The organism is Collinsella sp. CLA-JM-H32, assembly GCF_040098165.1.
In the GTDB taxonomy this organism is placed as follows: Bacteria; Actinomycetota; Coriobacteriia; order Coriobacteriales; family Coriobacteriaceae; genus Collinsella.
On record NZ_JBBNMZ010000001.1, the window covers coordinates 82,021 to 108,734 of the forward strand.

A 26,714-nucleotide genomic window follows, 5' to 3' on the forward strand; every position below is an offset into this window, starting at 1 on the left:
ATTTTTGGGTACAGTGTTGTCCCGATATTGAGCTTGGGGGATATATGAAAGATGAGACGATAGGCCAAGAGGATGCGGCCCAAGATGCAGAAGCGTGTGCCGAGGCCCTGGAGAGCCTAGACCAGATCGCGCTGACCGAGATTGCGTTTGACGATTCGAGCGTTGATGTGCGGGATGAGCCGGAAATCGAGGCGCAGCCCGATGATCAGGATGCAAAAGACGATGGCGCCGCGCCCACCGAAGACGAGGCGGGGCACGAGGAATCCGAATGCGAGGCCGACGACCAGCCCGAATCCGACACGAGCGAGGAAACCATCTTGCTCGGCAGCTTGCCGGCCGAAGATTCCCTGACCCGCGAGCTTCCCGGCCTGGGCTCCGCTCCTGCCGTGGACGAGACCATCGCCATGGGCGATATTCCCCTACCGTCCGTTCCTTCGGCACGCGAAGCCGAGGTTCGTCATCGCAAGATGTCGCCCAAGCGCCGCAACCTGATGGTTGCCGGTGTCGTGGCCGTCGCGCTCGTCGCCGGCGGCGCAGGCTACGCAGCCTGGAACGGATACCGGCAAGAGCAGGCTGCCATCACCGCCGCCAATGCCCACACGATGATGTCAGTGCAGATTGGCGTGCATGCCGCGGGCCTCGACTGTTCTACCGGCTCCAAGATTCCCGTACAGGTGAGTGGTCAGGACGCTGATGGCTCCTCCGTGAGCGAAACGCTCTATGTTGACGAGCACGGCCGCGGCATCAAACTGCTGCCTGGCGATTACACGCTCTCCATCGCTGCCTCCCCCATCGCGGCCGACGGCACCATCTATACCGTCCCGACCACCAAGACGCAGGTCACCGTTAAGAGTGATGAACAGGATTTAAGTGCCCAGGCTACCTTTAAGCTCAAGGTGCCTTCGGCCGACACGGTAACCGACGACCAGATCGATGCCGCCGCCAAGTATGCCGAGGAGGGCGGTGCGAGCTCCGCCGCGGCTGCCAAAGTGCTCCAGCAGGCAGCAACCGCGCGGCGCGACGCCGCCGTCAATGCCGTGAGCGCGCAAAAGGCACAGGCGTCCCGTGATGCTGACGCTCGCCACAAGGCAACCGACCTCTACCAGCTCGATATTCCCGTCGAGTGGTACGGCAAGGTCGCAACTTGGCAAAACGGAAGCACGCTATGCATCTATCTGGGCGACGACGCCAATACGCCGCTCGTGACGCTCGTCGCGGTGCGCGAGGGCGAGAGCTTTACGCCCGATGAAGGCGATACGGTTTTGGGCGCGGCCAATCTAGGCAACGGTTATACCGTCTACGCCAGCGGCCCCGTCTATCCGTACGTGGTGCCCCAGACCATCAACGGACAGACGCAGAACCCCGTGTCAACCTACCCCATGGACACGGCCATTGAGCTTGTCGAGCTTACGACCGGCAACCGCTATACCTATAGCCAGATCAAGAACGTGCTGGTCGGCAAAGACGGCAAGGCCGACGCCGCCGCCAAACTCGAGACCGACTACCTCGCCCAGATTCTGATGCCGAGTATCAAAGCCCAGGACTAGCCTGGCGCAGCAAGGTGCTCCCCAACCGTGATGAGGGAGCCAGGAGGTCCTGACCCCACAGGTCCATAGATGATTAGGCAAGGAGCCACTTCCATGCGGGCACAACGTGGACCACACCGTGCTCGCATGAAATATCGGTCTGTTCATCCATGGTAACGATTGCCGACTCGCCAAGATCGAACTGGGCCATCGAGGCATCAAGCGCGGCAATTTCGCGCTCGCGCGTTTTCTCACGTGCCATATCCGCACTCACCTGAATCAGGCTATAAGCCCGCATGAGAAGCGCGTCCCCAGCCACAAAGTCCACCTCATGGCTTTTGCTCTTCTCTTTGATCAGCAGGCGGCAGACCGAGCCGGTCCTCACCGCGGGAGTCTTTCTTCTTAGCGCATTGAACACTGCGGTCTCGAGCCTCTGGCCCTGGTCCAATGCTGATGCGGGAGAGAATGCTCCAAACATCGCAGGGTCGACAGCGTAGACCTTAGACGCAGACCGCATGTTATTTGCCAGTGAACGCGTGAACTCCGGCACAGAAAATAACAGGTAGGCGTCCTCATAATACTCAAGTAAATCGCTGAGCGAATTACGACTGACGGGTATCTGTCTGCTCTTGAACTCGTTGTACACTTTGTTCACTGACAGCTCTCGTCCCGAAGATGCCATACACCGCGTCAAGAACAGCGATGCCAGGCGAGGGTTCTTGACGTCGTAACGCTCAACGACGTCCATAGCGACCGTTCGCGAAGCATATTCCTGTAGCAGCTGAATCGCGTCTGTGGGCGTCTGCTCAAGTGTCGCGATGAATCCCCCTTGTTCAAGATACCCGATCAGATGATGTCGAAGCAGCGCTGCATCGCTCGGGGAAAAGGTCGCATCTGGCTCGAGAACGCTCCCCGTCTTATATCGAACGTATTCCGAAAAACTCAACGGAAAAAGCTCTCGCACAAGAGAACGACCCCTGAACTCGCTCTTAAGTTCTGAGGACAGCATCTTAGAAGAAGATCCCGTCACATAGACGGTCGCTTTCTCCGTATCGACTACACGCCGCAGAAACGCACCCCATTCGGGAATTTCCTGGATCTCGTCAAAGAAAATGTAAGCGCCCTCGGTTCGAGCAACAGGATACAGCGCATAGAACGTGTCGAGCACGTCCGCCAGCAGCGATGGCTCATACGGGCGCAAGCGCTCATCCTCAAAATTGAAGTAAAGCATCCGGTCAAGCTCGACGCCCCGGCTCTGAAGCCGCCGCATCTCCTGATACAGGCGATACGTCTTTCCACAACGGCGGGCCCCCACAATCACATTTACGATGTTGTCGCGCTTTGGCTCCTGTGGGTTTCCTAGATCAAGGTCTCGCTCAAAGACCTGCGGAACCCCCTGCTGTTCAAAGTCCTTTATTTTCTGGGCGATCAAGTCGTTGAATGCCATGATTCTCCAATCTTGCTCTCTAGCTAATCAAAATTATAGCGATTCTTGATTAATTAGAGAGCAAGATTGTGTGTAGCTTGATTAACACTTAAGCAAGTTTTATCACCGTTATTGCTCCGAAGGATATCGAGTGGCTAAGAGGACAACCGAGCTCGAATGCGACTCCCCTGAGCAGTCAATTTGGGACGGGGCTTTTTTGACTACCCTCCCCCTGTAGAAAAATCCCTAACGCAGTTGCGGTGAAATAGGGCTGTTTTTGCTGGTCAAACCGCAAAACAGTCCCTATTTCACCGCAACTTATTGGTGGCCTTTTGGGTGGCACTTAGCGCCAGGGGTCGGCTTCGAACATCGGCTCGCGCTCGGGGCGGCGATCGCTGTAGGGATCGTAGCCGTCATCGTCCTCGTTCTCGGCACGGATGTAGGGGTCGCGCGGCTTGGGCGCCGGTTTGGGAGAAGCCTTCGGTGCGACCGGCGCGGCGGGCGCTGCCTCAGCAACCGGTGCGTGCGTCTTGTTCTCGTCTTTCATCTGCATATCTCCTTGCCATGTGCTCATGCTCAACATCATCGATTGTCGCACGAAAAAGGGCGGCGGACCCGATTGGATCCGCCGCCCTTGGCGTTTTGCGATGAGGTGCGGTTAAAGCCGGCCCCATAATTTACTCTGCGTCGGGGACCTCGTAGGTGGCCGCCGGCGTGTTGTCGCACACGACGGTAAAGCCACCGTCCTTGTCGACATCGACCGTCACCTGATCGCCCTCGCGCACCGTGCCGTCGATGATAGCGGCGGCGATGGCATCCACGACCTCGCGCTGAACCAGACGCTTGAGCGGACGGGCGCCAAAGACCGGGTCCAGGCCGCCCACGGCGAGCATCTGCTTGGCCGCCGGGGTGATGGCAAGCGTCATGCGCTCCTTGGCCAGACGCGCGCGGACGTCGGCGAGCTGGATGTCGACGATCTTCTCGATCTGCGCCATACCGAGCGGATGGAACACCACGATATCGTCGATACGGTTGAGGAACTCGGGGCGGAAGGTCTGAGCCATGGCCGCGTCGACCTGATGGCGCATCTCCTCCTCGTCCTTGCCGGAAAGCTCGGCGATAGCCTTGGAGCCCACGTTAGACGTCATGATGATGATCGTGTTCTTGAAGGACACCTGGCGACCCTGACCGTCGGTCAGGCGACCGTCGTCGAGCACCTGCAGCAGCACGTTAAAGACATCCGGATGGGCCTTCTCCATCTCGTCGAGCAAGATCACGGAGTAGGGACGACGGCGCACGGCCTCGGTGAGCTGGCCGCCCTCGTCGTAACCCACGTATCCCGGGGGCGCACCGATCAGACGCTGGACGCTGAACTTCTCCATGTACTCGGACATGTCGATACGCACGAGCGCGCGCTCGTCGTCGAACAGGCACTCGGCAAGCGCCTTGGCGAGCTCGGTCTTGCCCACGCCGGTGGGGCCCAGGAAGAAGAAGCTGCCGATGGGCTTGTCCGGATCGGAAAGGCCCGCACGGCTGCGACGCACGGCCGCGGCCACGGCGGAGACGGCCTCGTCCTGGCCGATGACGCGCTTATGCAGCTCACCCTCCAAGCCCTTCAGCTTGTCGAGCTCGCCCTGCATCATCTTGGACACGGGCACGCCGGTCCAGGCACTCACAACCTCGGCGATCTCATCGGAGGTCACCTGCTCGTTGAGGCCCTCGCCGTCCTGCTGCTTTTGCGCCTCGAGCGCAGCCTCAGAATCCTGAATCTGCTGCTGCAGACCCGGAATCACGGAGTAGCGTAGCTCGGACGCACGGCCCAGGTCGCCGTTGCGCGTCGCGCGCTCCTCTTCGCTCTTGGCCTCGTCGAGCTGGCCCTTAAGCTCCTGCACGTGGTCGATGGCGTTCTTCTGGTTGAGCCAGCCGGCCTTTTGCACGTTGAGCTTTTCCTGGACCTCGGCAATCTCTTGGCGCAGGGCCTCCAGACGCTCCTTGGAGGCGTCGTCGGTCTCCTTCATGAGCGCCTGCTCTTCAATCTGCAGCTGGGTGAGCTGACGCGTGGTGGCGTCGATCTCGACCGGCATGCTGTCGAGCTCCATGCGCAGGCGACTTGCGGCCTCATCGACCAGGTCGATGGCCTTGTCGGGCAGGAAGCGGTCGGCGATATAGCGATCGGAGAGGTCGGCGGCAGCCACGAGCGCGCTATCGGTGATGTGCACGCCGTGGAAGATCTCGTACTTCTCCTTGAGGCCACGCAGGATTGAGATGGTGTCCTCGACGGTAGGCTCGCTCACCATAACGGTCTGGAAACGACGGGCGAGCGCCGCGTCCTTCTCGATGTACTTGCGGTATTCGTCGAGCGTGGTCGCGCCGATCGCATGCAGATCGCCGCGGGCGAGCGCCGGCTTGAGGATGTTGCCGGCGTCCATAGAACCCTCGGTAGCACCCGCACCCACGATGGTGTGGAGCTCATCGATGAACAGGATGACCTTGCCCTCGGACTTCTGTACCTCCTTGAGCACGGCCTTCAAGCGGTCCTCGAACTCACCGCGGTACTTGGCGCCGGCGACCAGCGCGCTCATGTCGAGCTCGATAAGGTCGCGGTCGCGCAGGGTGCTCGGCACGTCGCCGGCCACGATACGCTGGGCGATGCCCTCGACGATGGCCGTCTTGCCGACGCCCGGCTCGCCGATGAGCACAGGGTTATTCTTGGTGCGGCGGGACAGGACCTGAATGGTACGGCGGATCTCGTCGGTACGGCCGATGACCGGGTCGAGCTTGCCGGCGCGGGCGAGGTCACAGATGTTGCGACCGTACTGCTCCAGCGCCTCAAACTGGGTTTTGTCCTCGGCAGATGTCACGCGGTCATCGCCACGCAGCTCCTCGTAGACCTGCTCGATGCGCTCCTTGGTCACGCCGGCGTCGCGCAGCACGCGGCCCGCCTCGCCCTTGTCCTCGGCAAGTGCCATGAGCAGATGCTCAGTCACCACAAAGCTGTCGCCCATCTTGGTGGCCTTCTTCTCGGCCTTTTCGATGACGCGGACGAGCTCGTTGGACAGGCCCATCTGCTGGCCCTCGCCCGAAACCTTGGGCGCGTGGTCGATGGCATCCTGTGTGGAGCGTGCAAGCTGAGCCGGGTCGGCACCGATGCGCTCAATAATCACGGAGATATTGCGCTCGCCGGCACCGAGCAGGGCGGACAGCAGGTGGATCGGCTCCACCGCGCCGGCCTGCGCATCGGCAGCCGCGCTCATGGCGGTCTGCAGCGCCTCGCGCGACGTCATTGCTAGCTTATCGATTCTCATGGAATCACCTCTCTTGGGGTGGCCGCCCTACGGGGCGGCTTCACGTTGTTCGAGAAGTATTGTTGCCAGCTTTGCGCGATCTTATACACAAATCTAAGTCTCTATATATAAGATTTTCTGAGTGATTGAAAGATAGGGAGCAGGTGCGCTCACCCGCTACGGCCTCGTCCCCTTACTATCTCAATCTGTAACATCTAGCGGCTGTTTATGGCTCTAGATGTTACAGATCGAGATGAAATGACCAGCGGCACCCGTTTATCTAAATCTGTAACATCTACTCGGCAAATTAGGGTCTAACTGTTACAGATCGAGACGAACAGAAAACACCCGGATCAAAAATCTAAATCTGTAACACCAGGCCCACTTTTAGCGACCAAGATGTTACAAATCGAGATTTAGTGAGAATAGTATCGCTCAAGACTCGTGGACTCAATTATTGACCTCTCGCCCAGAATGAGTGGGGCAAATATTCCTATTAGAGGTCAAATCGAAGCCCAATAGGGCCTTTTCGCCCCGTCATTTCGACCGATCGCTTTCTTTTGAATATTGTCGTAAGCTGGTATCACTTATCTTAATGAATGCATACTGTTTGCGAGGTACCCGCCGTGAAACGCTCCACCTATATCGGCCTGCTCGTCTTAGCGTTTGCGATTACCGCAGTCGGCGTAGGAATTATCTATCTCGCATTTCTCCCCGCCTCTGCGACGCAGGCGGCGGTTGAGACCGTAAGCTATCCCATCGAGGTCCTCACCGATATCGTCAAACCCGATTCGATCACCGTCGATTTTGACGGTACGCCCGCAGCGCTTGGGGTCAGCAACTATCCCCGTATCGAACTTGGGGCCACACGCTACACCAAAAATGAGCAACTTATCGGCAAGGCAACCAGTTTACTCAAAGGCAAGACGTTTAAGCGGTGGTACGGCGCCGCAACATATCGAGCCAAGAATGGCCAAATGGTTGGCGGGTATTATTCGACCCTTGAGCTCGATGCGGCAAACGGGAGCAGATTGTGCAACGTCTCATACGACCCCGGCTACGTGGACAATGAAGGACCGGGGGTCTATATCTCGGATGGCAACGTAATCTACGTCATGGAGGGCGACCAGACGGCAGTCGTCGATTTTATGGATCGGTGTACCGAGGATGCCTACGAACAAACTTGCGAGCCCGATCCGCAGACAGCGCGCAACAGTGGCTCGGCACGCACTTGGCTATTTGACGATGAAATAACCTGGACCCCATCGAAGTAAGGACCCGCCGGGCAGGCACCTTTGTGGTGGTTTTCGACAAAAAGAAGCCGCCCCGATAACAGAGGCGGCATCAAGCAAGTCTATTTATTAGCGTCCCTCAAGACCCAACGAGAACGTCGCGATAGCCCCGGCCACACCTTTCCCTCGGGCGACCCTCGCGAAGCGCGTGAGCACGAGGGAAAGGTGTGTCCGGGGCGTACAGCAACGTTACTCGGCAGCGGCCTTGAACTTGTTGTAGTTGATCAGGCAGCCGGCCTTGACGATGGCACGCTCCTCTGCCGTCATATCGGCAATGTAGAGCTCAATCTGCTCGACCGTGCCGTCGGCGCGCACCACGTAGGCGGCGATGTCCTTTAGGTCGCCATCGAGCGCGTCGCGTATACCCGGCACAAAGACGTAGTCGCCCACCTCAAAGTTGGGCTCGGCCTCCATCTGGAAGGGCACCATGCCCCAATTCATCACGTTGGAGCGATAGCGCTTAGTGGCGTACTCGTGGACGATGTTGGCCAGACCGCCAATCACGCGCTGGCAGCTCGCGGCCTGCTCGCGGGCAGAACCGTCACCGGGCTTTTTGGCATAGAGCATGGAGCCGTACTCGGTCGCCTTGGCGTCTGCCGCGACGCCCGCACCGGCCAGCGCCTCAAACACGCTGGCAAGCTCGGCATCGATTGCCGCCAGGTCGCCTGCGGCCTCACCGGCCACACGGCGCTTCTCCACGGCGTCGACCTCCTTGGAACGACCCATGTAGGCCGGATCGCGACGGCTGAGCGTAAACTCGGCCAGACCCAGCGGGTTGGAGCGGAAGGAACTCGTCTCGCCCGAAGGAATAAGCTCGTCGGTCGTGGTGACCGGGTCCATGATCTTGGAGCACACCTTAAGCAGGATGTCGTCGCCGAGGGGCTCCATCGCGGGCCACGGCTTGATGTTGGGACCCTCGACCAGCTCGTCGGCAGGCTCCGCCTTGCCAAAGCCCCAGTACACGCGCTTCTTGTACGGCGCATCGTCAAAGGTGTACTCGCAGGCCTCGTCCCAAGTCTCCTCGGGCAGGTCGGTCGCCGGCGTCAGGATGCCGCCGTTGGCAGCCGTCGCCGCAATGGAGCGGGCGTCCATCAGGGCCACGGCGCTCAGCTGGCCATTACCCGGCTTGGAACCCTCGCGGTTGGGGAAGTTGCGCGTGGTGTGGCGGATCGAAAGGCCGTTGTTGGCGGGCGTGTCGCCGGCACCGAAGCACGGGCCGCAGAACGCCGTGCGCACGATCGCACCGGCCTCCATAAGGTCGTAGATGTAGCCACGGCGCGTGAGCTCGAGCGCCACGGGCTGGCTTGTGGGATAGACCGACAGCGAAAACTCGCCGCAGCCGGTGTTGGCGCCCTTGAGCACGCGGGCAGCCTGGACCACGGAGTCGTAGTTGCCGCCCGAGCAGCCGGCGATAACACCCTGCTGCACGTGCAGCTTGCCGTCGACGATCTTGTCGAGCAGGCTAAAGTGTGTCTTGCCCTCGCCGATCTTGGCGGCCTCGAGCTCCACCTCGTGCAGGATGTCCTCGAGGTTCTCGTTGAGCTCGTCGATCTCAAAGCCATTAGAAGGATGGAACGGCAGCGCGATCATGGGCTTAATGCTCGACAGGTCGACCTCGACGCAACCGTCGTAGTAGGCAACATCGGCGGGCTTGAGCTCGCGGTAGTCGTCGCCGCGGCCGTGCATGGTCAAAAACGCGTGTGTGTCCTCGTCAGTTGCCCAAATGGAGGAAAGGCAGGTGGTCTCGGTAGTCATGACGTCGACGCCGTTGCGGTAGTCGGTCGTCATACTCGCGATGCCGGGGCCCACAAACTCCATGACCTTGTTCTTGACGTAGCCCTTGGCAAAGACGGCGCGGATGATGGCGAGCGCCACATCGTGCGGACCGACGCCGGGGCGTGGGGCGCCCGTGAGGTAGATGGCGACGACGCCGGGATAGGCAACGTCGTAGGTGTCGCGCAGCAGCTGTTTGGCCAACTCGCCGCCGCCCTCGCCCACGGCCATGGTGCCCAGGGCGCCGTAGCGGGTGTGCGAGTCGGAACCCAAGATCATCTTGCCGCAACCGGCGAAGTTCTCACGCATAAAGGAGTGGATGACGGCGATGTGCGGCGGGACGAAAATGCCGCCGTACTTCTTGGCCGCGGAAAGGCCAAAGACGTGGTCGTCCTCGTTGATGGTGCCGCCCACGGCGCACAGCGAGTTATGGCAGTTGGTGAGCACGTAAGGCAGCGGGAACTGCTCCATGCCCGAGGCGCGCGCCGTCTGGATGATGCCGACAAAGGTGATGTCATGGCTCGCCATGGCATCGAAGCGAATCTTGAGCGCCTCGGGGTCGCCGGACGTGTTGTGTGCCTGGAGGATCGAATACGCGATGGTGCCACGCTTGGCATCCTCGGGCGTCTGCGTAATACCGCGCTCGGCGGCCTCGGCCGCAGGCACAACCTCGCTGCCGCCGCGCAGGTAGATGCCGTCCTCGTACAGCTTGACCATACTGTCTCCCACTCTGCCCAAAAGATTTGGGCGCATAGCATACATTCGTTCAATATCGTGCCATAGAACGGTTGCGAGTGGGTTACGAATCTACACGTTCACTTTATCTCAGTAAAGTAAAGGACGAGCACCTTGCATCACTCTTCTGACAAGGAGTGTCCCAAAGTGCCGGCACAAAAGGAACGTCCCCAACTGCCAAGTGCCGCAAGAATGTCCCCTTTGACCAGTCATTTAAGAACGTCCCCAATGACTACCCTACCGTATCCGGAGCAAGGCAACGCCGCAGGTAGAGGACGGACAGCGAGCGACGTCCAGAGCGACAAGTTGGCATGAAAAAGGCAAGGCATAGACCTTCTGGTCATGCCTTGCCTTTTGAATGACAAATTGTCGCTCTGGGCGGCGCGCAGCGTCGGCCCGTTACGCGGTTTGGAAAAACCGCGTAACTACAAATCCCCTCCGGCGCCCAAAAGCTTGCGCATGACTTGCTCGGGGTTAACTGAGCCGTCGCGCGGGGCCAGGGCGGTGATCTTCTTCTGCATCTTGTACTCGTGCAGCTCGTCCTCGAGCTGGCGCACGCGGGCGCGGAGCTTTTCGTTTTCGCGCTCGCGCTCCTCGGCACGCTCCTTCATATCGAGGATGCGCACCACGCCGGCAAGGTTGATGCCCTCGTCAGTCAGCTGGTTGATGAGCTCCAGGCGCTCGATATCGGCACGCGAATACAGACGCGTGTTGCCGCCCGAGCGCTGGGGGTTCACCAAGCCCTTGGACTCGTAGACGCGCAGAGTCTGCGGATGCATGCCGGTCAGCTCGGCCGCCACGCTGATCATGTACAGCGGTTTGTTCCTATTGTCCTCGGCCATGCTACCTGACCCCTTTCCGTCTCGTTATCGTCCATCATAAGCCCGTGGGCGCGGGCGTGCGCCACGCCCGCCCTAGTATGTCGCCTTGTAACGGTTGACCTTCTCGCGGTAGTCGCGCGTGTCGGCCTCGCGCAGCTTGGTCATGGCATCGCGCTCGTCATCGGACAGGTTCGTGGGAACCTGCACCTTGATCTCGACAAGCAGTGCACCGGTGCGCCCGCGATGCTTAACGTCAGGCGCACCCATCTCTTTAAAGCGGAACTTCTTGCCCGTCTGGGTACCCGCGGGCACCTTTAGACGAACCGTCGCACCGCCGGGCGTCGGCACGTCAACCGTGCAGCCAAGCGCCGCCTCATAGACCGAGACCGGTACCTCCATGGTCACGTCGGCACCTTTACGCTTAAACAGTGGATGCTCCTCCACGTGCGTGGTCACGACCAGGTCGCCGCGCTCGCCGCCGGCAACGCCATACTCGCCGCGACGCTTGTAGCGCAGCTTGCCGCCGTCGACCGCACCCGCAGGCACCGAGACCGTGATGGTCTGCTGCTCGCCCGTCGAGGGAATGCGGTAGGTGACCTTGTGCGTCACGCCGCGAAACGCGTCCTCGGCCGTCACGTCGACAGTCAGCGACAGGTCGCCGCCCTTGCGAGCACGGCTGCGACCCGCGCCGGCACCGGCAGCGCCCGCAGCCCCGGCAAAGCCCGAGCCCCAATCGCTGCCCCAGGCGCCGTTACCGCTAAAGATGCTGTCGAAGATGTCGCCCCAGCCGCTGGCACCCGCGCCGGCACCGTAGCCGCCGCCATACGCGCCGCCCGCGCCCGGCATGCCGCCAAACATGAGCATCTGGTCGTACTCTTTGCGCTTCTTCTCGTCCGAAAGCGTCTCGTAGGCCTCGCTGATCTCCTTGAACTTGGCCTCGTCGCCGCCGGCATCGGGGTGATATTTTTGCGCGAGCTTGCGAAACGCGCTCTTGATCTCTTTGTCGGAGGCGCTCTTGGATACGCCCAGGATGTCATAGAAGGTTTTGCCTGCAGCCATCGTAGCTCCTCTCCTGTTTCATCCGCCGCCCCTGCGGACGGCGGCTCATGCTTTCATATGGCACTAGGCCAGAAAGGGCCCCGGGTGTTGCCCCGGGGCCCTTCTCAATTACTCCTCGGTGCTCTCGGCCGTATCGGCCGCAGCATCCTCGGGCGCCGCTTCGGGCTCCGGTGCGGGGCGCTTCTCGCCACCGTAGGTCACCGTCACCATCGCGGAACGCAGGATGCGATCCGCCATGCGGTAGCCCTTCTGGTATACATCGTTGACGGTCTCGTCGTACTGCGATGCGTCCTCGACGCGACCCACGGCCTGATGCTCGAGCGGATCGAACGCCTCGCCCTTGGGGTCGATGGGCTCAACGCCCTCGTGCGCAAACACATCGAGCAGCTTGGCATGCACCGCGTCGACACCGTCGACGAACTGCTTAAAGTCGTCGGCAAGCTCCTGGCTGCGGGCATGGTCGATCGCACGCTCGATATCGTCGACCACCGGCAGCAGCGCGGTGACGAGCTTCTCGGTCGCGCGCTCGCGCTCGGCGATACGCTCATTGGCGGTGCGGCGACGGAAGTTCTCCCAGTCGGCCTGCAGACGGGCGGTGCGCTCGGTGGCGTCCTTTGCCTTGTCCTCGGCGGCCTTCTGAGCCTCTGCCGCAGCATCGAGCTCGTTGCGCACGTCGGCAAGCTCTTTCTGAGCCTGCTCGAACTTGAGCTTAAAGTCGTTGTCGGCGGCTTCCTCACCGGCGCGGATAGCGGCTTCCACCATCTCGTCCTCGGTCATCGTCGCCTCCTTGTTGGAATCCTCTACTTGGTTCTCGGCAGCCTCGGCGGCCGGGGCCTCGTTGGCCTCGGTAACGTCTGCGGCCTCTACGGGAATCTTCACGTCCTTCTCCTCAGAGTCAACGGGGGCGGCACCAACGGCGGCCGCCTCCGTGCGAGCTTTACGAGCGGACATGATTACTTGTCCTCGTCGTCCACAACCTCGTAGTCGGCGTCGACAACATCATCGTCGGCAGGCTGGGCGCCTGCGGCACCGTCGGTCTGCTGCTGAGCGTCGGCGTAGACAACCTGGGCCAGCTCGTAGGCCACGGACTGCAGGGACTCGCCGGCGGCCTTGATGGCCTCGACGTCAGAGCCCTCGAGCGCCTTCTTGGCGTCGGCGATAGCGGCCTCGGCCTTGGACTTCACGTCGGCGGAAACCTTGTCACCCAGCTCGTTGAGGGTCTGCTCGGTGGAGTAGCACAGGCTGTCGGTCTGGTTGCGAACCTCGACCTCTTCCTTCTGCTTCTTGTCCTCCTCGGCATGAGCCTCGGCGTCCTTGACCATACGATCGACTTCGTCATCGGAAAGCGCGGTGGAGCCGGAGATGGTGATCTGCTGCTCCTTGCCGGTGCCCTTGTCCTTAGCGGAAACCTTGACGATGCCGTTGGCGTCGATGTCGAAGGTAACCTCGATCTGCGGCACGCCGCGGCGGGCAGCCGGGATGCCGGTCAGCTGGAACTTACCGAGCGACTTGTTGTCGCGAGCAAGCTCGCGCTCGCCCTGGAGCACGTTGATCTCGACGCTGGTCTGGTTGTCGGCAGCGGTGGAGTAGACCTCGGTCTTGGAGGTCGGGATCGTGGTGTTGCGGTCGATCATCTTGGTCATGATGCCGCCCATGGTCTCGACGCCCAGCGACAGCGGGGTAACGTCGAGCAGCAGGATGCCCTCGACGTCGCCGGTAAGCACGCCGCCCTGGACGGCAGCGCCATCGGCAACGACCTCGTCGGGGTTCACGGACATGTTGGGCTGCTTGCCGGTCATGGTCTTGACGAGCTCTTGGACGGCGGGCATACGGGTGGAACCGCCGACGAGGATGACCTCGGTCAGATCGGAGAGCTTAAGCTTGGCGTCGCGCAGGGCGTTGGTGACAGGCTGCTTGCAGCGCTCGAGCAGGTCGCGGGTGATCTTCTCGAACTCGGCGCGGGTCAGCGTGTAGTTGAGGTGCAGCGGGCCGGACTGGTTCATGGTGATGAACGGTAGGTTGATGGTGGTCTGCTGGGCGGCGGAGAGCTCCTTCTTGGCGTTCTCGGCGGCCTCCTTCAGACGCTGCAGGGCCATGGGGTCCTGACGCAGGTCGACACCGTTCTCCTGCTGGAACTTATCGGCCATCCAGTCGATGACGCGCTGATCCCAGTCGTCGCCGCCCAGGTGGTTATCGCCCGAGGTGGACAGAACCTCAAACACGCCGTCGGCGAGGTCGAGGATGGAGACGTCGAAGGTGCCGCCGCCCAGGTCGAAGACCAGGATGCGCTGGTCGGTGCCCTGCTTGTCCAGGCCATAGGCAAGAGCAGCAGCGGTCGGCTCGTTGACGATACGCTTGACGTTGAGGCCAGCGATCTTGCCGGCGTCCTTGGTGGCCTGACGCTGGGCGTCGTTGAAGTAGGCCGGGACGGTGATGACGGCGTCGGTGACGGTCTCGCCCAGATACTTCTCGGCGTCGGCCTTCATCTTCGCGAGCGTCATGGCGCTCACCTGCTCGGCGGTGTAATCCTTGCCCTCGATGTCGACGACGGCACGGCCACCCTGGCCCTCCTTGACCTCATACGGCACGGTCTTGATCTCGGAGGTGCACTCGGAGTACTTGCGGCCCATGAAGCGCTTGATGGAGAACACGGTGTTCTTGGGGTTGGTGACAGCCTGGTTCTTAGCGGCCTTACCAACGACGCGGTCGCCGTCGGCACGGAAGCCCACGACGGACGGGGTGGTGCGGTCGCCCTCGGCGTTCACGATAATGGTCGGAGAACCGCCCTCGAGGACGGCCATAGCGGAGTTAGTAGTACCAAGGTCGATACCAAGAATCTTACTCATTAGAAATTCCCTCTCTCTTTTGCGTTCGCGCCGCCTCGACGATCTGTCGCGCGGCGCTTCGGCTTGTCTTTCAGGATGTAGTGTATCCCCTTATGGGCCGGAATATACAAAATCTAAGTCAATTCATATAAGATTTCTTATTGCCGAGAGTTTAGGTTCGCAAATACGCAGGTAGACGCACTGTTTGAGTTCTCGGCAAATCTATCGAGATCTATGTAGAGATGGCTGAGGTTTGCGTCCGGGGGTGCCTGGGGGCCGTCTTGTGGAAAGCTCGTCCCGGTTTGAGCGTGGATTCCGGGTCGCAGTTTCCGTCTGAAGACTCAACCGGAAACCGTATCCCGTTTTGAGAGCTGATACCGGGTCGCAGTTTCCGCTAGCGGGCCCAACCGGAAACTGCGACCCGTTTTTCGGCCAAATAACGGGATGCCCTTTCCGCAGGCGCGCTCAATAGCTCAATATTTCAAGTCACCTTTAGCTAACATTTGCGCAGCTCAACGGCCCCACCTGCGTGTTTTTTAGTAAACCTTGGCATACTCGGCGAACGGTATGAAGATGCCGGCCAGAGGGTATTGCAAACGGTCGCTCCCGTGGTATGTTTTTGCCCGAATCAAACCGGCGCGCATCGCCTGTAGCGTCGGTCAACAGAGAGGAAACTACCATGGCTCATCCCGTAATTGATGCCGACGAGTGCATCGCTTGTGGCGTTTGCGTCGACTCCTGCCCCGCTGGCGTTCTGGAGCTCCAGGACGTCGCTACCGTCGCTGACGAGGACTCCTGCGTCGCCTGTGGCGCTTGCCAGGACGCTTGCCCCGCTGGCGCGATCACCGAGATCGTCGAGGAGTAACAACTCCCCACTTGCACACTCAAAAGTACACCGTGCACAAAAAAGGAGGCTTCCGCATCGCCGCGGAGGCCTCCTTTTGCATGTGTGGGCAGCTAATTTGGAGCGGGACCCTTGGCAGTTGCGGTGGAATAGTTCCTGTTTTATGGCTTAGATGCCGATTTTAGGAACTATTTCACCGCAACTTATAGATGCAGCGTCGGCTACGAGAGATCATCCTCGTAGGGCATTAAATCGGCAAGGTAGCCCTTCTCCTTGAGCATGGCCTCGATCTCGTCGAGGGTTTGCTCATCCTCCGCGGCGATGCGATGGAAGTGGTAGCCGCTGGTCACCGTTAGCAGCGGAAAGCTCTTGCCGCTCTCGATATCGTGCAGGTAGCGCTCAACATCTCGACGATTGCGAATGTCCAGGTCGGCCGTGATCTTACCGTACACGCGGTGATTGACGATCACGTTGAGCACGGCGCCGCCGGCGTCGACGATACTCGTGAGCTCATCGCCTGCCTGCTCCACGCTGTGGCGAACCTTGACCAAGCGCGTGGGCACGGCGGGGCTGCTGGGGGCCTCCTGCAGCACATAACCACGGTTGGTTGCCACGACATCGTGCCCATCGGCACGCAGCAGGGCAATATCCTGAACCACGATCTGACGGCTCACGCCAACCTCGCGGGCAAGTGCGCTGCCCGAAACGGGCTCCTTGGCCACCTCGAGCACGTCCATGATGGCACGGCGACGCTCGCGGGCGTTCATTATTTACCGTCCAGCAGACGCAGGTGCTTAAGCGAGAGGTCGAGAATCGGGGCGGAGTGTGTCAGCGCGCCCGAGCTAATAAAGTCGACGCCCAGATCGGCCAGGGCGCGGATATTGCTGGCATCCACATTGCCCGAGCACTCGGTCTTGGCGCGGCCGGCGATAAGCTCAATCGCGGCAGCCATATCGTCGTGGGTCATGTTGTCGAACATGATGATATCGGCACCGGCCTCCACGGCTTCGCGTACCATGTCCAGGTTCTCGCACTCAATCTCGACCGTCGTGGTAAACGACGCGTGGGCGCGCGCCATCTCGATCGCGCGCGTCACGCCACCGGCGGCATCGATGTGGTTGTCCTTGAGCATGACGGCCGTCGACAGGTTGTAGCGGTGGTTGCTGCCGCCGCCAATCTCAACCGCCGCCTTCTCAAACACGCGCATGCCCGGCGTGGTCTTGCGCGTGTCGACGAGCACGGTCTTGGTTCCCTCGAGCGCCGCGGCCATGCTGTGCGTGTAGGTAGCGATGCCGCTCATGCGCTGCAGGTAGTTGAGCGCCACGCGCTCACCCGAAAGCAGCACGCGCGCATCGCCGCGCACCTGACCCACATGGTCGCCGGCATGCACCTCGTCGCCATCGGCAACGTCGAGCAGCACCGAGCTCTGCGAATCCAGCAGCTCAAAGGTGCGGGCAAACACATCCAAGCCGGCGATAATGCCGTCGGCCTTGGCGATAAGCTCCACCGTGGCGGGACGCGCCGTGGGGCACACGCTCGCCGTGCTCACGTCCTCAAACGTAATGTCCTCGCGCAGAGCTTGCAAAATCAGATCATCGACGACGAGCTTCATGGTAATGGGATTCATGGTCTACTCCTCCACGGCCTGCGTGCCGGCGGCACGGGCCAAATCATCGATTGCCAGAGGGTCGGCGCCCAGGGCGCGATGACGGCCATCGAGCGCGGGATCGCCCGCCTGATCCACTGCGAGCGACTCGCCGGTGCGCATGTACCACGCGGCGCGACGACCCCAGACCAGCGCCTCGAGCAGGCTGTTGGAAGCCAGGCGATTCTTGCCGTGAACGCCGTTGCAGGCCGTCTCGCCGGCGGCGTAGAGCTCGGGCATCGAGGTGCGGCCGTCTTTGTCGACCCACACGCCGCCCATAAAGTAGTGCTGCGTGGGCGTAACGGGGATGGGCTCGTCCAAGATGTCGCGGCCGTCCTCCAGGCAGCGCGCGCGGATATTGGCAAAGTGCCCGGTCACCACGTCGCGCTCGACGGGGGCAAAGCTCAGCCACTCGTGCTCGGTACCGTCCTGCTTCATCTGCTCGCGAATAGCGGCGGCGACCACATCGCGCGGCTGAAGCTCGTCGGTAAAGCGCTCACCGGCGGCGTTGAGCAAAATCGCGCCCTCGCCGCGGCAGCTCTCGCTGATCAGGAAGGTGCGGCCCGGCTGTGGCGAGAACAGTCCCGTGGGGTGGATCTGCACGTAGTCCAGATGCTCCATCTTAATGCCATGCTCCTGAGCGATGTAGCAGGCATCGCCCGTGAGCTGCGGGTAGTTAGTCGAATGGTCGTATACGCCGCCGATACCGCCCGTCGCCCACAGCGTGTGGCGGGCATGGATCTTAAACGGCTCGCCGGCATGCACGCCCTCGGCGGCATTTACCAGCTCGTCGGCGGGGCGAACCGAGTTGTCCTCGTCCACGGGAACGGCGACGACGCCGGTACACACCGTGGCGCCATCGCGCTCGCCCGTTAGGATGTCGGTCATGGCCACGTGCTCCAAAATCTGCACGTTGTCCAGCTTGCGGACGGCCTGGAGCAGCTTAGTCGTGATCTCCTTGCCGGTGATGTCGGCATGGAAGGCGATGCGCGGACGGCCATGCGCGCCCTCGCGGGTAAAGTCGAGGCTGCCGTCAGCCCTGCGCTCAAAATCCACGCCCATGGCCAGCAGGTCGTTGATGACCGAGCGGCTCGAGCGAATCATGATGTCGACGCTCTCGCGGCGGTTCTCGTAGTGGCCGGCGTGCATGGTGTCCTCAAAGAAGGCATCGTAGTCCGAGCCTTCGGGCAGCACGCAGATGCCGCCCTGCGCGAGCATCGAATCGCACTCATCGACCGCGCCCTTGGAGAGCATGATCACGCGCGTGCTCGTCGGCAGATTGAGGGCCGCGTACAGACCCGCTACGCCGCAGCCGGCAATGACGACGTCGCACTCCATATCGGGGTATTGCTTGGTTTCCACAGGAATCCTCTCCCTTGAATGTGACATAAGGGACCGTCCCTCATGCAACATTGTTCTAGCGTGCTGCGTACTCGAGCATACGGTCGAGCGTGAGCTTGGCCTGGTCGGCAGCCTCGTCCGACACGCCGATCTGCACCTCGCCCTCACCCGTCTCCAGGCAGCGCACGAGCTTCTCGAGCGTGATGAGATCCATGTTGACGCAGGTGGGCTGCACCGCGGGGAAGTAGAACTTCTTGCCGGTGCCCTGGCAGCGGCGCTCGAGCTCGTAGAGCACACCGCGGACCGTCACGATGATGAATTCGCTCGCGCCGGACTCCTCGGCATACTTGATGATGGCGGCGGTGGAGCCGATGTAGTCGGCCTCGGCCAGGACGTCGGCCTTGCACTCGGGGTGCGCCAGCACGAGCGCGTCGGGGTGGGCCTCCGTCGCGTCGACGATCTGCTCGACGGTGATGATGTGATGGCGTGGGCAGTAGCCGTTGTTGAGGATGACGTGCTTTTGCGGCACCTGCTCGGCTACGAAGCGTCCCAGGTTTTGGTCGGGAATGAACAGAATATGCTGCTGCGGCAGCTCGGAGACGATCTTGACGGCGTTGGAGCTGGTGACGCACACGTCGCTCCAGCTCTTGATCTCGACCGTGGAGTTGACGTAGCACACCACGGCCAGGTCGTCGCCGTACTCGGCGCGCGCCGCATCAACCGTCTCGCGCTTGACCATGTGCGCCATGGGACAGTCTGCGCCCGGCTCGGGCAGCAGCACGGTCTTAGTGGGATTGAGCAGCTTGGCGCTCTCGCCCATAAACTCCACGCCGCACAACACGATGGTCTGCTGCGGCAGGCTCTTGGCGAGCTTTGCCAGGTAGAAGCTGTCGCCGACGTAATCGGCAACGGCTTGGACCTCGGGCGCCACGTAATAGTGCGCCAGGATCACCGCGTCACGTTGGGTTTTTAGTTGCTGAATGGCCTCGACGAGCTCTGCGGGCACCAGTGCCGCACGCTCCGTTGCCGTCGTTGCCGATGCCAGGCCGGCCGCGATATCGCGTGCAAGCTCCGACGCATCCATGTTCGCGCTCTGTGCCATCAAGGCCCCTCTCTTTTGGCGAATCTTGGGGCTTTAGTATGACACCTAGGTTTACAGCTGACAAGACAGCTGTAAACCTAGGTGTAAAGTTGAAATAAAGATTCAATCATGTGGCAGGTCCATATTCGAACTGGCAAGCTGAGGATAGCTGAGCTCTCGATGGCGCAGGAGGCATCTTTCGCCACCGCAATACCGCTTGGCGCGAGTTGCACGCCGTGGGGCGCAAACGGTCCGCACCCCCGCAAGCGGCGCGTACCCGATGTGGCAAAATCGAACTACTTAAGGGGGCCGAATGCTCAAGATTATTGCCTGCGACGATGATGTCGCTTTTCTAGATAGACTGCACCGGATGATCGACCGTTGGTCGACCGAGACGGGCACGGCGGTCGATGTTGCGCTCGTCACACGCGGCGAGGACCTGCTGGCCCGCCATGCCGCATCGCGCGCCGACATCATTCTGCTCGACATGATCATGCCGCTCGTCAACGGCATGGACACCGCACGCGAACTGCGCCAGGCCGACACCGCCGTGCGCCTGGTGTTCCTCACCTCGTCGCCCGAGTTCGCGCTGGAATCCTACGAGGTCCGCGCCTTCGACTATCTGCTCAAGCCCGTGACTTACGAACGCCTGGCGCAGTTACTCGACGAGCTTTCGAGCATGCGCCCGGCGGCAACCGACGAGCTCGTGATCAAAACTTCCTTTGGCTACCACGCCCTGCGCCTGTCCGACATCGAATATGCCGAGGCGCGCAACAAGCACGTGGTCTTCCACCTGCGCGACGGACGCGATATCGAGGCACTCGAGTCGTTCCGCAGCGTCGAGGACCGCTTGGAGCAAAACGCAGTCTTCTTTAAATGCCACCGCAGCTACCAGGTCAACCTGCGCAATATCGATCACTTTGACCGCACGGACATCGTCATGCGCTCGGGCGCGTGCATCCCGCTTTCGCGCAGTTGCAAGCAGGGATTCCAAGACGCCTACTTTGCGGTGCGCTTTGAGGGTGGGAGACACTGATGGTCTCCTCGGTCGAAATGGTCCTTTGGGCAATCCACCACGCCACGACGCTGCTCTTTGGCGTCTTTGCCTCGGCGGCGCTGTGCGGTGTCGAGATCAACCGGCGTCATGCGCTTGAACTGGTGTTGGTCGGCATCGTGACCGGCGCTGCCTTTTCGATCGCCAATGTCGTTGGCGGCGAACTATTTGCCCGACAGGTTTATCCACTTGCCGTGCACCTGCCGCTTATCGTCTACCTGTGTGCGCGCTACCGCCTGAGCCCGCTGCTTGCCGCGCTCGGCATTACGAGTGCTTATCTGAGCTGCCAGTTCAGCAATTGGATGGGCATCGCCGCCTTTGCCGCAACCGATTCGCAGATCGCGTACTATCTGGCGCGCATCGCGACCACACTCGCCGTCTTTGCCGTCCTGTTGCATTGGGCCGGCGACATCGGTCCACGCTTGGCGATTAAAAGCACCACCGAGCTGGGCATCCTTTTAATCCTGCCGCTCGTCTATTACGTCTTTGACTATGCCACCAACGTCTACACCACGCTGTTCCACTCGGGCTCGGTGGTAACGGTTGAGTTTTTGGCATTTGCGCTCTGTGCCTTCTATCTTATGTTTCTTGCCGTTTACCTGCGCGAATACGAAGAAAAGGAAACCGCCGAGCGAGAGCGCTGGATGCTCGAAACCCGCGACAGCGCCGCCATCAAAGAGCTCGAGGCTTGGCGTCAATCTGGGCGCGAGCTGTCGATTCTTCGCCACGATATGCGCCACTTCCTACGCGGCCTGGCCGCTTTAATTGAGGAGGGCCACACCGACGAGGCGCTCAAACGCATCGATGAACTCTGCGAAGCCGGCGATCGCACCGCCGTACGCCGCTTCTGCGCCAACGAGACCGTAAACATCGCGCTTTCGTCATTTAACTCGGATATCAATAGAAACGGCATTACCGCCAACCTGCGCGCCGCCGTACCCGAAACCATCCACGTAGGTGACGCCGACCTGTTTAGCGTGCTCTCAAATGCCTTGGAAAACGCTATCACCGCCGCGAGCGCCGCGCCCCAGGGAAAGCGATTCGTCGACTTTGACCTGCGATTAGAGGACGGCCAGCTGCTGCTGTTAGTTTCCAACACGTTTGACCGCGCGCCGCGCATGGTCGACGGCATGCCCGTGACCCGGCATGCGGGCCACGGCTTTGGCACCAAGAGCATCAAACTTGCCGTGGAGCGCATGAACGGCAACTGTCAGTTCCGCATTAACGGCGATCGGTTTGAGCTGCGCGCTGTGATGTAGAAGTGCGGCGCCGATCTCGCGGCGTGTCTTGCCCGCCAGGCAATCGCTCACCGGCGCCAATCCGCTACAGCGGAGCGGCCGCCGGGGTCAGCTGCTTGATGTAGGCCCACATGCGCTGCTTGGCCGCTTTGTCGGTCAGCGCCGCCTCAAAGCCATCGAGCGCGAGCACGCGGCGGCCCTGCACATGGGCGACCAGGCCGGGCTTGAGCATGGCGGTGTCGAAGTCATCGATCGCCACGAGCATATCGGCGTAGGTCTCGCGCATGGCGTCAGCCGCGTTGTTGTCGAGCAGCAGCACCGCCTCGGGGTCCAAAGCCTCAAGCGCCTCACGGAACAGCTCGCACGGCAGAGTCTCGCCCACCGCGACCGTCCCATCACCCACGCCGGCGACGCTTGCCAGCACGCAAAAATCCTCGGGCGCGTAGCCGATGGCCCCAAGCGCCTTGCGCAACGCCGCGCCATCCGGGCCGGCGGCAAGCTCGCCACCCGAACGCTCGGCCTCGTCCAGATCGCCTTTGACCAGCACGATCGGCGAGCACGCGTTGCCCGCGATACGCACGCCACGACCCGCGAGCGATGCGAGCTCCTGCTCGGTCGCCTGGGCGATGGCTTCTTTTTTCTGGCTTTGTGACGTGGGCATGCGCTCTCCAATCGTTTGCGTGCCCACCATTATATAAAAGAGCCGCCCGCGAGTGGTTGCTTTGCGGGCGGCTGGGTATAAGCACGGTCGTACTGAGTTTTACGCGGCCGAGCCGCGTCGCATTATGGAGGTCACCATGGCTGACATTAATCAGATTACCCCCGAGAACTTCGATTCCATCGTTAACGACAGCCTGCCCGTGCTGGTCGATTTTTGGGCACCGTGGTGCGGGCCCTGTCGATCCCTCTCGCCCATCGTTGACGAGGTTGCCGATGAGCTGGCGGGCAAGCTTGCCGTTGCCAAATGCAACGTCGACGACAACCAGGACCTGGCCATGAAGTATGGCGTCATGAGCATCCCCACGCTGATTGTGTTTAAGAACGGCGAGGAGATTGACCGCTCGGTTGGCGCTCTGCCCAAGGCGAGGCTGCAGGCGCTGCTGGAGAAGCATCTGTAATACGCTTGTTACATGTTGCCGTCTGCCTGCCGTCCATGAGCGCTTTTACGCCGCTCGCCGGACTTCTGAATGCACCGAGTGCAACCACGGATAGTATGGTAGTCACAAACAGCCCCCAGTGAACGGGTGCGGGTCGCACAGACTCGTACCCGTTTTCTTATGCAACTGCGCGCAGAGCGGGCGTAGTAAAATCTGAACCACTGAACTGCCCCATACAAAAGGAGATTTCCCATGCATGATGTTGGAATGAACATGAGCCAGCTTGCCATGAGCGTCAAGCAGGTCGACGACACCATCGAGCTCGCTCACGAGTGGAGCCATCAGCTGCTGCATGCGACCGAGAATTTTGACATGGAGCGCATCGGCGCCAAGCTCGAGGCCGCCATGGCCGCGCTGCACGAGGCCCACGACGCACTCGAGGGCTACGAGGAAGCCATCGAGGCCGACCACAACTCCGTCGGCTCCGTGAAGCTGGTGTAAGGTGGCCGAACACGAGCACGGCTGCGGGTACGAGCACGAGCACCCGCACGGGGCGGACGGTGACGCGGGCTGCCACTGTAGTGGCTCCGGCTCCGAGCTGGTCCGTTTTTCGGTTACCGCACCCGACGACCTGCTGCGCCGTTTTGACGAGCAGATCGCACGCCGCGGCGACGTGGCCAACCGATCCGAGGCCGTGCGCGACCTGATTCGCGCCTCGATCGCCAAAGAGCAGATGCGCACGCCCGATGAGCATGTTATCGGGTCGCTCACCATGATCTACGACCACCATACCGGCGACCTGACGCGCCGCCTGGACGAGGTGCAGCACGACTACACCGACGAGATCGTATCGACCATGCACGTGCATCTGGATCACCACAACTGCTTGGAGATTCTGGCGCTCAAGGGTCGCGGCGAGCGCGTCTACGAACTAGCCGACCGTCTGCTGGGCCTGCGCGGCGTTAAGCACGGCGAGCTCACGTGCGCCGCCACCAAGCAGAGCCTGGGGCTGTAGCGGGATTTCCCGCAGCGCACCTGCCAAATAGGGACAGGTTTGTTTTGGCAGGTTTAGAAGTTTTACCGACCAAAATAAACCTGTCCTTTTTTGGTCGGTTTTGATGAGGGGTGTCGCATGCGGCATGTGCATATTCATGTGACGGGCATTGTGCAGGGTGTTGGCATGCGACCGTTTGTGTATCGCGAGGCCATGGCGCATGGCATTTGCGGATGGGTGCTCAATGCGGGCGACGGCGTGCATATCGAGGCGCACGCTCCGGCCGATGCGCTCGATGCTTTTGTTGCCGCGCTTTCTGAGCATGCACCTGCAGCAGCCCGCATAGAGTATGTCGAGGTTGTGGACCTGGCAGCCAACGGTTGGGATGCCGCCGATGAACAGGGCTTTCGCATCGTAGCATCGCAGGACCAGACCGCACACACGACGCTCGTCTCGCCCGACATCGCTACCTGTGACGATTGCCTGCGCGAGTTGTTCGATCCCGCCGACCGACGCTATCACTACCCCTTTATCAACTGCACTAACTGCGGCCCACGCTTTACCATCATCCGGTCGCTGCCTTATGACCGAGCGGCTACCTCGATGGACCGTTTCCCCATGTGCCCCGCCTGCACCGCAGAGTATGCCGATCCACTCGACCGTCGCTTTCACGCACAGCCCGATGCCTGCTTTGATTGCGGGCCGCATATTACGTGGCGTGAGGCTGTGAACGGCGATGCGTGCGGGAATTCGTCCGCGACACCGGCCGTCGGCACCACACGCGAGGTCAGCGACGCCATTATCGAGCGCTGCGTTGAGCTGCTGGCCAGCGGTGGCATCGTCGCCATCAAGGGCCTGGGCGGATTCCACTTGGCATGCGACGCCTCCAACGAGCAGGCGGTAGCCGAGCTTCGCCGCCGCAAACGCCGCAGCAACAAGCCGCTTGCCGTTATGGTGCGCAGTCTTGCCGATGCCGGGCGCCTGTGCTATATCGACGATGCTGAACGCGATCTGCTCGCCGGCAGTATCCGCCCCATCGTGCTGCTGCGCCGGCGGGCTGTTTGCGGGAACGACGGCGATTCTTCCGACGCCCTCGTACTCGCACCGTCCGTCGCGCGCGACCTGCCCGAGCTTGGCGTTATGCTCCCCTACACCCCGCTTCAGCATCTTCTGCTTGCAGCTGCCGCGTCGCACGGTATGCACGCGCTCGTCATGACCAGCGGAAACCTGAGCGAAGAACCCATCGAGACCGACGACGACCTTGCCTGGGAACACCTCGTTGCTGCCGGCATCGCCGACGCGTTGCTCGGTAACGACCGCGCGATCCTCTCGCGCTACGACGACTCTGTAGTGCGCGTGGTCGACGGCGCCATTATGCCCGTTCGCCGCGCTCGCGGATATGCACCCCAGCCGCTGCCGTTGCCGGCGCTCGACGGCGCTCCGTCCTGCGTGCTCGCCTGCGGGCCACAACAAAAGGCCACGATTGCGCTCACGCGTGAAGGGACGAACGGCGAGGCGACCTGTTTTGTGTCGCAGCATATCGGCGATGTTGAAAACGGCGGGACCTTCGATGCCTGGAACGCCGCGCGCACGCGCTTGGAAGATCTCTTTGACTTGGCGCCCGCCGCCTTGGCCTGCGATTTACACCCCAGCTATCTATCGGGCCAGTGGGCGCGCGAGCAGACGCGAAAATGCAATCTGCCGCTCGTCGAGGTGCAGCACCATCATGCGCATATCGCGAGCGTAATGGCCGAGGCCATCGCCGCGGGCCAGCTTACAACCGACGCGCGCGTCCTTGGCATCGCCTTTGACGGCACCGGCGCCGGCACCGATGGGACCATTTGGGGCGGCGAGTTTCTTGTTGCCAGCCTTGGCGGCTTTGAGCGCGCCGCGCATTTGCGCACCTGGGCGCTCCCCGGTGGGGCGGCCTCCGTGCGCGACGCCCGCCGCAACGCCTTCGCCCTGCTCAGTGAGCTCGGCCTGCTCGAGCACCCAGGTGCCGCTCGGCTTTTGGACAGCCTCGACGAACAAACGCGCAGCGTGACAGCCACCATGATCGAGCGCGGCATCAACAGCCCGCGTACCAGCAGCATGGGGCGTCTCTTTGATGCCGCGGCAGCAATTCTGGGCATCTGCGACAAGGCAACCTACGAGGGCGAACCCGCCATAGAACTCGAAGCCGCCGCCTGGCGCGCGCTCGACAACGAAATCGCCCATTTTCCCGACGACAACGCCGGCTATTTCGCATCTGGCCCATCGTGGCTGGACGGCCCCTATGTTCTGGACCAGAAAGCGCTCTTTGAGGCACTTTTGGGAGGAATTGAAGCCGGAGCGCCGGCCGACAGGCTCGCGCTCGACTTCCACGTCGCCATCGCATGCGCGTCGGCCCACGTCGCGTGCGAGATCTGTGAGCGCGAAGGCCTCGATACCGTCGCGCTCTCGGGCGGTGTGTTCATGAACCGGCTTTTGCTTCAGCTCCTTACCCACGAACTCAAAGACGCCGGTCTTGCCGTCTTGGTCCCCCACGCTGTGCCCGTCAACGACGGCTGCATCGCCTACGGTCAGGCCGCCATCGCTCGCGCTTGCCTCGCGCAGACGGCGTCGAGATAGGCTGTTTTGCCAGCCTGCGCGCCGCCGTCTCACAGGCGTAACGCGTTTGCCCGCGAACCCCGCGAGCGC

Annotated in this window: 22 protein-coding genes; 9 read left to right on the forward strand and 13 right to left on the reverse strand. The window is 61.5% G+C overall.

Annotated elements, in window-relative coordinates; translation table 11 throughout:
* The first annotated feature begins 44 nt into the window (after window positions 1-44).
* Window positions 45-1,547, forward strand: a complete 1,503-nt coding sequence (locus tag AAA021_RS00335) for a hypothetical protein (protein ID WP_349087514.1) — start codon at window positions 45-47, stop codon at window positions 1,545-1,547.
* 73 nt (window positions 1,548-1,620) lie between these two features.
* Here the strand turns inward: AAA021_RS00335 and AAA021_RS00340 are convergent, their stop codons facing one another.
* From AAA021_RS00340 to clpB, 3 genes are all read right to left on the reverse strand, one after another.
* Window positions 1,621-2,973 carry an ATP-binding protein gene (locus AAA021_RS00340; RefSeq protein WP_195535668.1) on the reverse strand — a complete coding sequence of 451 codons (1,353 nt, stop codon included), beginning with the start codon at window positions 2,971-2,973 and terminating at the stop codon, window positions 1,621-1,623.
* A 322-nt stretch (window positions 2,974-3,295) separates the two neighbouring features.
* Window positions 3,296-3,499, reverse strand: a complete 204-nt coding sequence (locus AAA021_RS00345) for a hypothetical protein (RefSeq protein ID WP_138340859.1) — start codon at window positions 3,497-3,499, stop codon at window positions 3,296-3,298.
* Between the two features lie 130 nt (window positions 3,500-3,629).
* A complete protein-coding gene (clpB, locus tag AAA021_RS00350; protein WP_349087516.1) occupies window positions 3,630-6,257 on the reverse strand; it encodes an ATP-dependent chaperone ClpB in 2,628 nt (875 codons plus the stop codon).
* Between the two features lie 605 nt (window positions 6,258-6,862).
* Here clpB and AAA021_RS00355 point away from each other — a divergent pair.
* Complete coding sequence (locus tag AAA021_RS00355; RefSeq protein WP_349087517.1) at window positions 6,863-7,510, forward strand: hypothetical protein; 648 nt, start codon at window positions 6,863-6,865, stop codon at window positions 7,508-7,510.
* 207 nt (window positions 7,511-7,717) lie between these two features.
* On the opposite strand, the gene AAA021_RS00360 is transcribed toward AAA021_RS00355, so the two are convergent.
* From AAA021_RS00360 to dnaK, 5 genes are all read right to left on the reverse strand, one after another.
* Entirely contained in the window at window positions 7,718-10,018 is a 2,301-nt protein-coding gene (locus AAA021_RS00360) for a hydratase (RefSeq protein ID WP_349087518.1), read from the reverse strand.
* Window positions 10,019-10,461: 443 nt separating this feature from the next.
* Window positions 10,462-10,878 carry a helix-turn-helix transcriptional regulator gene (locus AAA021_RS00365; RefSeq protein ID WP_006235210.1) on the reverse strand — a complete coding sequence of 139 codons (417 nt, stop codon included), beginning with the start codon at window positions 10,876-10,878 and terminating at the stop codon, window positions 10,462-10,464.
* 72 nt (window positions 10,879-10,950) lie between these two features.
* Complete coding sequence (locus tag AAA021_RS00370) at window positions 10,951-11,916, reverse strand: DnaJ C-terminal domain-containing protein (RefSeq protein WP_055285310.1); 966 nt, start codon at window positions 11,914-11,916, stop codon at window positions 10,951-10,953.
* 108 nt (window positions 11,917-12,024) lie between these two features.
* Window positions 12,025-12,867 (reverse strand): nucleotide exchange factor GrpE, encoded by an 843-nt coding sequence (locus AAA021_RS00375; RefSeq protein ID WP_117746522.1) that lies wholly within the window; start codon window positions 12,865-12,867, stop codon window positions 12,025-12,027.
* Window positions 12,868-12,869: 2 nt separating this feature from the next.
* Window positions 12,870-14,762 carry a molecular chaperone DnaK gene (dnaK, locus tag AAA021_RS00380; RefSeq protein WP_055310046.1) on the reverse strand — a complete coding sequence of 631 codons (1,893 nt, stop codon included), beginning with the start codon at window positions 14,760-14,762 and terminating at the stop codon, window positions 12,870-12,872.
* 658 nt (window positions 14,763-15,420) lie between these two features.
* On the opposite strand from dnaK, the gene AAA021_RS00385 reads away from it, so the two are divergent.
* On the forward strand, window positions 15,421-15,606 hold the full coding sequence (locus AAA021_RS00385) for a 4Fe-4S binding protein (protein ID WP_006235216.1): 186 nt from the start codon (window positions 15,421-15,423) through the stop codon (window positions 15,604-15,606).
* Between the two features lie 200 nt (window positions 15,607-15,806).
* Here the strand turns inward: AAA021_RS00385 and AAA021_RS00390 are convergent, their stop codons facing one another.
* The 4 genes from AAA021_RS00390 to nadA are packed head-to-tail and all read right to left on the reverse strand — an operon-like array spanning window position 15,807 to window position 19,673.
* Window positions 15,807-16,352, reverse strand: a complete 546-nt coding sequence (locus tag AAA021_RS00390) for a transcription repressor NadR (protein ID WP_055310045.1) — start codon at window positions 16,350-16,352, stop codon at window positions 15,807-15,809.
* Window positions 16,352-17,212 (reverse strand): carboxylating nicotinate-nucleotide diphosphorylase, encoded by an 861-nt coding sequence (gene nadC / locus AAA021_RS00395; protein ID WP_117793939.1) that lies wholly within the window; start codon window positions 17,210-17,212, stop codon window positions 16,352-16,354. The genes AAA021_RS00390 and nadC overlap by 1 nt, the downstream gene beginning before the upstream one ends.
* 3 nt (window positions 17,213-17,215) lie before the next feature.
* Window positions 17,216-18,592 (reverse strand): FAD-binding protein, encoded by a 1,377-nt coding sequence (locus tag AAA021_RS00400; protein ID WP_349087521.1) that lies wholly within the window; start codon window positions 18,590-18,592, stop codon window positions 17,216-17,218.
* A 55-nt stretch (window positions 18,593-18,647) separates the two neighbouring features.
* A complete protein-coding gene (gene nadA / locus AAA021_RS00405) occupies window positions 18,648-19,673 on the reverse strand; it encodes a quinolinate synthase NadA (RefSeq protein WP_349087523.1) in 1,026 nt (341 codons plus the stop codon).
* 292 nt (window positions 19,674-19,965) lie between these two features.
* Between nadA and AAA021_RS00410 the strand changes: the two genes are divergently transcribed.
* Window positions 19,966-20,688 (forward strand): LytTR family DNA-binding domain-containing protein, encoded by a 723-nt coding sequence (locus tag AAA021_RS00410; protein WP_022093993.1) that lies wholly within the window; start codon window positions 19,966-19,968, stop codon window positions 20,686-20,688.
* A complete protein-coding gene (locus AAA021_RS00415; RefSeq protein ID WP_349087524.1) occupies window positions 20,688-21,965 on the forward strand; it encodes a GHKL domain-containing protein in 1,278 nt (425 codons plus the stop codon). The genes AAA021_RS00410 and AAA021_RS00415 overlap by 1 nt, the downstream gene beginning before the upstream one ends.
* 64 nt (window positions 21,966-22,029) lie before the next feature.
* Here AAA021_RS00415 and AAA021_RS00420 read toward each other — a convergent pair whose 3' ends face one another.
* Window positions 22,030-22,605 (reverse strand): hypothetical protein, encoded by a 576-nt coding sequence (locus AAA021_RS00420; RefSeq protein ID WP_260699689.1) that lies wholly within the window; start codon window positions 22,603-22,605, stop codon window positions 22,030-22,032.
* A 136-nt stretch (window positions 22,606-22,741) separates the two neighbouring features.
* Between AAA021_RS00420 and trxA the strand changes: the two genes are divergently transcribed.
* The 4 genes from trxA (at window position 22,742) to hypF (ending at window position 26,645) form a co-directional block, all read left to right on the forward strand.
* Window positions 22,742-23,062 carry a thioredoxin gene (gene trxA / locus AAA021_RS00425; RefSeq protein WP_022093990.1) on the forward strand — a complete coding sequence of 107 codons (321 nt, stop codon included), beginning with the start codon at window positions 22,742-22,744 and terminating at the stop codon, window positions 23,060-23,062.
* A 231-nt stretch (window positions 23,063-23,293) separates the two neighbouring features.
* Window positions 23,294-23,542: a hypothetical protein gene (locus tag AAA021_RS00430; RefSeq protein WP_006235225.1), complete on the forward strand. Its 249-nt coding sequence runs from the start codon at window positions 23,294-23,296 to the stop codon at window positions 23,540-23,542.
* A 1-nt stretch (window position 23,543) separates the two neighbouring features.
* Window positions 23,544-24,056, forward strand: a complete 513-nt coding sequence (gene nikR, locus AAA021_RS00435; RefSeq protein WP_118205863.1) for a nickel-responsive transcriptional regulator NikR — start codon at window positions 23,544-23,546, stop codon at window positions 24,054-24,056.
* Between the two features lie 117 nt (window positions 24,057-24,173).
* Window positions 24,174-26,645 (forward strand): carbamoyltransferase HypF, encoded by a 2,472-nt coding sequence (gene hypF, locus AAA021_RS00440; RefSeq protein WP_349087526.1) that lies wholly within the window; start codon window positions 24,174-24,176, stop codon window positions 26,643-26,645.
* Window positions 26,646-26,714 lie beyond the last annotated feature (69 nt).

Coding starts and splice junctions, on each gene's coding strand:
- AAA021_RS00335 (WP_349087514.1), top strand. CDS start 45: ATGAAAGATGAGACGATAGGCCAAGAGGATGCGGCCCAAGATGCAGAA.
- AAA021_RS00340 (WP_195535668.1), bottom strand. CDS start 2,973: ATGGCATTCAACGACTTGATCGCCCAGAAAATAAAGGACTTTGAACAG.
- AAA021_RS00345 (WP_138340859.1), bottom strand. CDS start 3,499: ATGAAAGACGAGAACAAGACGCACGCACCGGTTGCTGAGGCAGCGCCC.
- clpB (WP_349087516.1), bottom strand. CDS start 6,257: ATGAGAATCGATAAGCTAGCAATGACGTCGCGCGAGGCGCTGCAGACC.
- AAA021_RS00360 (WP_349087518.1), bottom strand. CDS start 10,018: ATGGTCAAGCTGTACGAGGACGGCATCTACCTGCGCGGCGGCAGCGAG.
- AAA021_RS00365 (WP_006235210.1), bottom strand. CDS start 10,878: ATGGCCGAGGACAATAGGAACAAACCGCTGTACATGATCAGCGTGGCG.
- AAA021_RS00370 (WP_055285310.1), bottom strand. CDS start 11,916: ATGGCTGCAGGCAAAACCTTCTATGACATCCTGGGCGTATCCAAGAGC.
- AAA021_RS00375 (WP_117746522.1), bottom strand. CDS start 12,867: ATGTCCGCTCGTAAAGCTCGCACGGAGGCGGCCGCCGTTGGTGCCGCC.
- dnaK (WP_055310046.1), bottom strand. CDS start 14,762: ATGAGTAAGATTCTTGGTATCGACCTTGGTACTACTAACTCCGCTATG.
- AAA021_RS00385 (WP_006235216.1), top strand. CDS start 15,421: ATGGCTCATCCCGTAATTGATGCCGACGAGTGCATCGCTTGTGGCGTT.
- AAA021_RS00390 (WP_055310045.1), bottom strand. CDS start 16,352: ATGAACGCCCGCGAGCGTCGCCGTGCCATCATGGACGTGCTCGAGGTG.
- nadC (WP_117793939.1), bottom strand. CDS start 17,212: ATGAATCCCATTACCATGAAGCTCGTCGTCGATGATCTGATTTTGCAA.
- nadA (WP_349087523.1), bottom strand. CDS start 19,673: ATGGCACAGAGCGCGAACATGGATGCGTCGGAGCTTGCACGCGATATC.
- AAA021_RS00410 (WP_022093993.1), top strand. CDS start 19,966: ATGCTCAAGATTATTGCCTGCGACGATGATGTCGCTTTTCTAGATAGA.
- AAA021_RS00415 (WP_349087524.1), top strand. CDS start 20,688: ATGGTCTCCTCGGTCGAAATGGTCCTTTGGGCAATCCACCACGCCACG.
- AAA021_RS00420 (WP_260699689.1), bottom strand. CDS start 22,605: ATGCCCACGTCACAAAGCCAGAAAAAAGAAGCCATCGCCCAGGCGACC.
- trxA (WP_022093990.1), top strand. CDS start 22,742: ATGGCTGACATTAATCAGATTACCCCCGAGAACTTCGATTCCATCGTT.
- AAA021_RS00430 (WP_006235225.1), top strand. CDS start 23,294: ATGCATGATGTTGGAATGAACATGAGCCAGCTTGCCATGAGCGTCAAG.
- hypF (WP_349087526.1), top strand. CDS start 24,174: ATGCGGCATGTGCATATTCATGTGACGGGCATTGTGCAGGGTGTTGGC.